The sequence below is a fragment of the Aquitalea sp. ASV11 genome, from assembly GCF_016429185.1.
In the GTDB taxonomy this organism is placed as follows: Bacteria; Pseudomonadota; Gammaproteobacteria; order Burkholderiales; family Chromobacteriaceae; genus Aquitalea; species Aquitalea pelogenes.
This window is the reverse complement of record NZ_JAELUD010000134.1, coordinates 1-2160: the sequence shown is the minus strand read 5'-3', so window position 1 is coordinate 2160 and position 2160 is coordinate 1. Positions and strand designations below refer to the sequence as shown.

Below are 2160 nucleotides of genomic sequence, written 5' to 3'. Positions count from 1 at the left end.
AGATTGTATTCCCGCTCCTGCCACGGCGCGGGGGCAAAGCGGAATTCCTCTGCCGCGCCTTGCTGCCAGCAGTCCCACTCGGCAAATGGCGGCGCACCGTCCCAGGCGGCGCTGTCATGCAGGCGCGTCAGTGAGCTGCCGGTGTGGGCAGGGTCGGGATGGGCGGCCAGCCAGTCCGGGCTGGCCACCGGCAGCAGCACTTCATCCAGCAAGGGAATACCGGGCAGATCGGCCATCTCGTCCGGGTCGTAGCGTATGCAGACGGCCACACCCGCTGCCAGCATGTCCTGCCGGCTCATGCGCTGGAATTCGGCGCGCAGCCGAACCTGGATGGCCGGGTACTGCTGCTGGAAGGTGCTCAGTCGCGGCATCAGCCAGTCCAGCGCAAAGGACGGTGCACAGCTGATCTGCACCACGCTGTCCTGCTCCGCCAGCTGCTGCAAGGTGGTGTCGATGTCTTGCAAGGCGGTACTGACGGTGCGGTACAGCGTATGGCCCTGGGCGGTGAGTTGCAGCCGGCGGTGCTGGCGCACAAACAGCGGGTAACCCAGCCGCTGTTCCAGCTGGCGGATTTGCTGGCTGACCGCGCTCTGGGTCAGGTGCAGCTGACCGGCAGCGGCGGTGAAGCTGAGCAGGCGGGCCGCCACGTCAAAGCAACGCAGGTGGGCCAGGATGGAAGCATCCAGCATTGGCATAAGCCTTACTAATGTTATCAACAGCAAGTATCGCTGTTTTTGTGCAGCAGTGGCGCTCTAAAATGAAGGCTGAATGTTCATCCGGAAGACACGCCATGCCTGCCACCCTGCCAGCCAGCCTATTAGCTGCCCTACAGTCAAAACAAGCCATGCTGTGGCTGAACCCCCGCTTGGGCAGCACCCTGCCTGCCAACGCCCCCACGGCGGAACAGGTGGGTGCGGCGGCGGCGCGGCTGCAACGCTGTGCCGGCCTGCTGGCCATGCTGTTTCCCGAGCTGGCGGCAACAGAGGGGCAGATCGAGTCCGCCTTGCACGATGCCAGCGCGCTGTACGGCCTGCCGGAATACCGTGGCGTGCAGGGGCAGTACTGGCTGAAGGGCGATCATGCGCTGCCGGTGGCCGGTTCCATCAAGGCGCGTGGCGGTTTTCACGAGGTGCTGGCCCATGCCGAGGCGCTGGCCTTGCAGCACGGCGTGTTGCAGCCGGAGGACGACCGCCGCCTGCTGGCAGGTGCGGCGGCACGCAGCTTGTTTGCCAGCCACCGGGTGGTGGTGGGCAGCACCGGCAATCTGGGCCTGAGCATCGGCATCATGGCGGCGGCGCTGGGCTTTCAGGCCGTGGTGCATATGTCGGTGGAGGCCAAGGAATGGAAAAAGGCGCGGCTGCGCCAGCGCGGGGTGACGGTGGTGGAACATGCCGGCGACTACGCGGCCGCCGTGGCGGCGGGCCGTGCCACGGCCGAGGCCGACCCCAACAGTTATTTTGTTGATGACGAACACTCGCTGCCGCTGCTGCTGGGTTATGCCGCCGCGGCAGCTCCACTGGCGACACAACTGGCGGCGCAGGGCGCAATAGTGGATGCGGCCCATCCCCTGTTTGTCTACCTGCCTTGCGGGGTCGGCGGCGCGCCGGGCGGCATCGCCCATGGCCTGAAGCTGCTGTTCGGCCCGCATGTGCATTGTTTTTTTGCCGAACCGGTGGCCTCGCCCTGCATGCTGGTGCAGCTGGCCAGTGGCAGTGATACCCCGCTGTCGGTATACGACATCGGCCTGGATAACCACACCGAGGCTGACGGGCTGGCGGTAGGCCTGGCTTCGCCCTTGGTGGCACCCTTGATGCGGGCCGAATTGAGCGGGGTGTTTACCGTTGGTGATGACGATTTGTTCCGCTTGCGCTTGCAGGTGGAAGACCACTGCCAGCTGGCGCTGGAGCCATCCGCTGCAGCGGCGGTGCGTGGCCCCGACTGGCTATGCAATAGCGCGGCCGGGCAGGCTTATCTGGCAGCGCACGGCCTGCAAGCGCAGATGGCAGATGCCCATCATGTGGTGTGGACCACCGGCGGCGCGCTGGTTCCGGCAGAGGAACACCAGCGCTTCCGCCAGCGTGGGCTGTCACTCGCCGGCTGAACCGGCAGCAAACTGCAAGGCCGCCAGCCGTGCATACAAGGGCGAGCTGTGCAGCAGCT

At 66.0% G+C, this 2160-nt stretch carries 2 protein-coding genes; one reads left to right on the top strand and one right to left on the bottom strand.

Features of this window, described 5'->3' with window-relative positions; genetic code table 11:
- Positions 1-689, bottom strand: a 689-nt coding sequence (locus tag JHD62_RS21225) for a LysR family transcriptional regulator (RefSeq protein WP_199104551.1), incomplete at its 3' end; no start/stop codon positions are given.
- A gap of 68 nt (positions 690-757) precedes the next feature.
- Here JHD62_RS21225 and JHD62_RS21220 point away from each other — a divergent pair.
- Positions 758-2101, top strand: a complete 1344-nt coding sequence (locus tag JHD62_RS21220; RefSeq protein ID WP_370541107.1) for a D-serine ammonia-lyase — start codon at positions 758-760, stop codon at positions 2099-2101.
- Positions 2102-2160: the final 59 nt, after the last annotated feature.